General features: G+C 75.6%; 7 protein-coding genes. 5 read left to right on the forward strand and 2 right to left on the reverse strand.

Features of this window, described 5'->3' with window-relative positions; all coding sequences use genetic code 11:
* The 4 genes from alr to DY240_RS24015 all read left to right on the forward strand — a co-directional run.
* Window positions 1-999: alanine racemase (gene alr / locus DY240_RS24000; RefSeq protein WP_119662247.1), on the forward strand; the 999-nt coding region annotated here is incomplete at its 5' end.
* The gene (locus DY240_RS24005; protein WP_199702271.1) at window positions 996-2,132 is read left to right on the forward strand and encodes an alpha/beta fold hydrolase; all 1,137 of its coding nucleotides are present in this window, start codon (window positions 996-998) and stop codon (window positions 2,130-2,132) included. The genes alr and DY240_RS24005, both read left to right, overlap by 4 nt.
* Entirely contained in the window at window positions 2,132-2,623 is a 492-nt protein-coding gene (gene tsaE, locus DY240_RS24010; RefSeq protein WP_119662253.1) for a tRNA (adenosine(37)-N6)-threonylcarbamoyltransferase complex ATPase subunit type 1 TsaE, read from the forward strand. The genes DY240_RS24005 and tsaE overlap by 1 nt, the downstream gene beginning before the upstream one ends.
* Window positions 2,620-3,354 carry a pentapeptide repeat-containing protein gene (locus DY240_RS24015; RefSeq protein ID WP_119662248.1) on the forward strand — a complete coding sequence of 245 codons (735 nt, stop codon included), beginning with the start codon at window positions 2,620-2,622 and terminating at the stop codon, window positions 3,352-3,354. Before tsaE ends, DY240_RS24015 begins: the two co-directional genes overlap by 4 nt.
* A 6-nt stretch (window positions 3,355-3,360) precedes the next feature.
* Here the strand turns inward: DY240_RS24015 and DY240_RS24020 are convergent, their stop codons facing one another.
* The gene (locus DY240_RS24020) at window positions 3,361-3,801 is read right to left on the reverse strand and encodes a PIN domain-containing protein (protein WP_119662249.1); all 441 of its coding nucleotides are present in this window, start codon (window positions 3,799-3,801) and stop codon (window positions 3,361-3,363) included.
* Window positions 3,791-4,024, reverse strand: a complete 234-nt coding sequence (locus DY240_RS24025; RefSeq protein ID WP_119662250.1) for a DUF6364 family protein — start codon at window positions 4,022-4,024, stop codon at window positions 3,791-3,793. Before DY240_RS24025 ends, DY240_RS24020 begins: the two co-directional genes overlap by 11 nt.
* A gap of 83 nt (window positions 4,025-4,107) precedes the next feature.
* Here DY240_RS24025 and tsaB point away from each other — a divergent pair.
* Window positions 4,108-4,571, forward strand: a 464-nt coding sequence (tsaB, locus tag DY240_RS24030) for a tRNA (adenosine(37)-N6)-threonylcarbamoyltransferase complex dimerization subunit type 1 TsaB (protein WP_119662251.1), incomplete at its 3' end; no start/stop codon positions are given.

Raw genomic sequence — 4,571 nt, forward strand, 5'->3', positions numbered from 1 at the left:
CGGGCCGGCGGCGCCGCCTGGCTGGGCACCGCCACGCTGGCCGAGGCGCTCGCGCTGCGGGCCGCGGGCATCGGCGGGCGGGTCATGGCCTGGCTGTCCGCGCCCGGCGAGCGGTGGGCCGACGCGGTGGCCGCCGACATCGACGTGTCCGCGTCGGCGCCCTGGGCGGTCGCCGAGATCGCCGCCGCGGCGCGCGAGACCGGCCGCACCGCGCGGGTGCACCTCAAGGCCGACACCGGGCTGGGCCGGTCGGGCTCGCCGCTGGCCGAGTGGCCCACGCTGGTCGACGACGCCCTGAAGGCCCAGGCCGAAGGGCTGGTCGAGGTCGTGGGCCTGTGGTCCCACCTGGCCTGCGCCGACGAGCCCGGGCACCCCGTCAACGCCCAGCAGCTGGCCGCGTTCCGCGACGCCGTGGCGCTGGCCGAGTCGCGCGGGGTCCGGCCCGAGGTCCGGCACCTCGCCAACTCCGCCGCCACGCTCACGCTGCGCGACGCGCACTTCGACCTCGTCCGGCCCGGCCTGGCCACCTACGGGCTGTCGCCGGTGCCGCAGCAGGCCGCGCCGGGCGACGTCGGGCTCCGTCCGGCCATGTCGGTGCGGGCCCGGCTGGCGCTGGTCAAGCGCGTGCCGGCCGGCCACGGCGTGTCGTACGGGCACCTCTACGTCACCGACCGCGAGTCCACGCTGGGGCTGGTCCCGCTCGGCTACGCCGACGGCGTGCCACGGCACGCGTCCGGCGGCTCCGCCGGCCCGGGCGCTCCGGTGCTCATCGCCGGTGTCACGCGGCGCATCGCCGGCCGGGTCTGCATGGACCAGTTCGTCGTCGACCTCCGCGACGACGACGTCCGGGCCGGCGACGAGGTCGTGCTGTTCGGCGACGCCGCGGCCGGCGAGCCCACGGCGCAGGACTGGGCCGACGCCGCCGGCACCATCTCCTACGAGATCGTCACCCGGTTCGCCCCGCGGCTGCCGCGCGTCTACCTCAACGCAGAGCTGTGAGCAGGCTCGTCGCCGCCGGGCGCACGGCCGGCCTCATCGGTACCTGGGTCGGCGTGGCCACCGCGGGCGCCGCCATCGGGTTCGCGGCCGAGCGCTACGCCATGGGGCGGTCGCTGAAGAAGGACGACCCGTACGCCGACGAGCCGTTCGGCTCGCTGCGCGGCGCCGTCCGGACGGTGACGACCGACGACGGCGTGGCCCTGCACGTCGAGATCGACGAGGCCGCCGGCGGGCCCGGTTCCCCGACGCTGGTGTTCTGCCACGGCTTCGCCCTCACCATGGACGCCTGGCACTTCCAGCGGCGCGACCTGCGCGGCAGCGGCCGGCTGGTGTTCTGGGACCAGCGCGGGCACGGCCGGTCCGGCCCGCTGCCCGATGACGGCGAGCTGTCGTTCCGGCGCCTCGGCGCCGACCTCGGCCAGGTGCTCGACGAGGTGGTGCCCAAGGGGCCGATCGTGCTGGTCGGGCACTCGATGGGCGGCATGACGGTGCAGGCGCTGGCCGAGCACCGGCCGGAACTGTTCGGCGAGCGGGTCGTCGCCGTGGCGCTGATCGCGACCAGCGGGCAGAAGCTCGACGTCTCGGGGCTCGGCCTGCCCGGCTACCTCGGCCGGCTCGCCGGGCGCGCCGCACCGGCCGCGGTCTCGATCCTGGCCCGAAAGCCCGAGCTGGTCGAGCGCGGCCGCAAGATGGGCAGCGACCTCGCCTACGTGCTCACCCGGCGCTACGCCTTCGCCGAGGGCGGCTCGCCGAAGCTGGTCGAGTTCACCGCCATCATGAACGCCGCCGTCCCCATCGACGTCGTGGCGAGGTTCTTCCCGCTCTTCGGCGAGCTCGACGCTGCCGCGGCGGTCCCCGTCCTGGCGAGGGTCCCGGTGCTCGTCGTCGGCGGCGAGCACGACCAGATGACGCCGGTCCAGAACAGCCGCGCCCTCGCGGACGCGCTGGCCGACATCGAGTACATCGAGGCCACCGACGCCGGCCACATGGTGCTGCTCGAGCGGCACGAGGTGGTCACCGACGCACTGCGCACACTGATCGACCGGGCCCGCCGCCGCGGCCGGCCGCGCCGGCTGAGCAGCCGCGTCGCGTCCGTCCGGGGCAGGCGGCGCAGTGAGGAGGGCAAACGGTGATCGACCTCGACGTCCCCGACGCCGAGTCCATGACGGCGCTGGGGGAGCGGCTCGCGGGGGTGCTGCGGGCCGGCGACCTCGTACTGCTCGGCGGCGACCTCGGGGCCGGCAAGACGACGCTGGCGCAGGGGGTCGGCGCCGGGCTCGGCGTGCGCGGCCCCGTCACGTCGCCGACGTTCGTCATCGCCCGCGTGCACCCGTCGCTGGTCGACGGCCCGCCGCTGGTGCACGTCGACGCCTACCGGCTGGGCGGCTGGGACGAGCTCGAGGACATCGACCTCGAGGCGACCCTCGACGAGGCCGTCACCCTGGTCGAGTGGGGCGAGGGCGTCGCCGAGGGCCTGGCCGGCGACCGGCTGGAGATCCACATCGACCGCTCGCACGGCGGCGACGGACCGGACCCCGCGGGTCCGGAGGTCCGGCACGTCCACGTCCGCGCCGTCGGCTCCCGCTGGGACGAGGCCGCGCTGGTCCCGGTGGTCGCGCCATGACCGCGCGGCAGGCACTCACCGACGACGAGCTGGCCGCGTTGCTCGCCGACGGCGCCGACGTCGAGGACGCCGACCTCGCGGGGCGCGAGCTCGCCGAGCTGCTCGAGCTGCCCGGGCCGGCGCCGCGGGTGTTCCGTCGCTGTGACCTCACCGAGGCCCGGCTGACCCGCGCCGCCCTGATCGGGGCGACGTTCGAGGCGTGCACCATGGAGGGCGCCGCGTTCGGCCGCGCCGAGCTCGACGGCTCGGTGTGGAAGGGCGGCTCCGCGCCGAAGGCCGACTTCTCCCGCGCCGACGTCTCCGACGCCGCCTTCGACGGCGTCGACCTCGCCAACACCGTCTGGCGCGACACCCTGATCGCCGGCGCGTCGTTCACCGGCTGCCGCATGGTCGGCGCCCGGCTGGACGAGGCGCGGGGGCTCGGCGCGAGGTTCCGGCGGTGCAACCTCATGCTGGCGGGGCTGTCCGGCATCAGCCTGCGCGGCCAGGAGCTCGACGGCCTGCGCATGGACGACGCCGTGCTGGCCGGCGCCGACCTGCGCGACACCGTCTGGACCGACTCGCGGTTGCGCGGTGTGGTGCTGCGGGCGGCGGAGCTCGACGGCGCCGACCTGCGCGGCGCCGACCTCGGCGACTTCTCCTGGCAGGAGGCGCACCTGCTGTCCGGCGCCACGATCTCCGGCGAGCAGGCGTCGCGGCTGCTCGCCCAGCTCGGCATCGTCGTCGACTGATGCCGATCAGCGCGCGAACGGGTTGACGACGCGGACGCCGTCGAAGTCCGTGCCGGCGTGCAGGTCCTCGGTCAGCAACACCGTGCAGCCGGCCCGTCGCGCGGCCTCGACCACGAGCGCGTCCCACAGGGCGAGCTGTGACCGCTGCGAACGGACCACGCCGGCAGCGACGAGAGCCGCGTCGACGGGCACCACCTCTAGCTGGCCGAGCACCTCGACCGCCTCCCTGGCGCGGGCGTCGTCGAGCGGCCGGGCGAGCTTCCGGGTGACCGTGACGACGAACTCGTTCAGCACCTGAGCGCTCAGCACGACGCGCTCGGCGCCGACCTCGGCCAGAGCCCGTGACGCCACCTGCTGCTTGTGTGGCTCGTCGTTGTCGTAGATGTACACGAGGACGTTGGTGTCGATGAACACCCGGCCGCTGCCCGCGAGGAGCTCAGCGGTCATAGAGGTCGTCCCGGCTCCACGTGCGGCCCTCGGGTCCGCTGCCCGTCGGGGTCTCGCCGGCCAGCGCGAGGAATCGGTGCAGACCTTGGGCGCGGTGGTCGCCGCCGGTGAACGCCTCGAGGTAGCGCCGGATGACGGCGTTGACCGAAGTGCCCTGTTCCAGCGCCTGGATGCGTGCCCGCCGGAGGAGGTCGTCGTCGATCTTCAGCGTCAGGTTCGCCATGGTCACCTCCTGCGCACAGGATACGTGCTGCACGGGACCCGCGCCAGCTTCGCACCAGCAGGGCGCGGACGTAAGGTAGGCGGGTGCTGCTGCTGGCCCTGGACACCTCCACCCCCGCCGTCACCGTCGCCCTGCACGACGGCGAGCGGGTGCTGGCCGAGGCGACCACCGTCGATCCGCGCCGGCACACCGAGCTGCTGATGCCGCTGGTCACGTCCGTGCTGCACGACGCCGGGGCCGGCCGAGGCGACCTCACCGAGCTGGCCGTCGGCGTCGGGCCGGGGCCGTTCACCGGGCTGCGGGTCGGCCTGGCCGCGGCGCGCACCATGGGCGCCGTCCTCGAGCTCCCGGTCCGCGGGGTCTGCAGCCTCGACGTGCTCGCGTACGGCGTGCGCGCGGCGAACCCGCCGGGCGAGCCGTTCGCCGTCGCCACCGACGCCCGCCGCCGCGAGGTGTACTGGGCCACGTACGACGCCGGCGGCGTGCGCGTCAGCGGCCCCGACGTCGGCCCGGCCGCCGGCCTCGCCGAGCGGCGGCTGCCCGCCGC

The sequence above is a fragment of the Jiangella rhizosphaerae genome (genome assembly GCF_003579925.1).
In the GTDB taxonomy this organism is placed as follows: domain Bacteria; phylum Actinomycetota; class Actinomycetes; order Jiangellales; family Jiangellaceae; genus Jiangella; species Jiangella rhizosphaerae.